Here is a 214-nt window from a genome sequence, read left to right on the forward strand (position 1 = left end):
GGCATGTTCTTTAACAGGGCGGGAAAAAGCGGTGGAGAAAAAGGCTGCTAAATCAAGGGGAAAAGTCCGCTAACCTGTATGATGGCGTCGGGATAGTGCCGAAGATCCGATTGGGCTGGCAGGGGGCCTGAACCTGTATGCGTACGTGCATAATCCGGTGTCGTGGATCGATCCTCTGGGGCTAGCAGCTTGTCCAACACAAAAATATGAAGTA

At 51.9% G+C, this 214-nt stretch carries 1 pseudogene; it reads left to right on the forward strand.

Features of this window, described 5'->3' with window-relative positions:
- Positions 1–103: 103 nt before the first annotated feature.
- Positions 104–214 (forward strand): annotated as a pseudogene (locus ACGF5R_RS25235) (RHS repeat-associated core domain-containing protein); the annotation flags it as partial.

It is taken from the genome of Photorhabdus sp. RM71S (assembly GCF_042879355.1).
Classification (GTDB): Bacteria; Pseudomonadota; Gammaproteobacteria; order Enterobacterales; family Enterobacteriaceae; genus Photorhabdus; species Photorhabdus kayaii.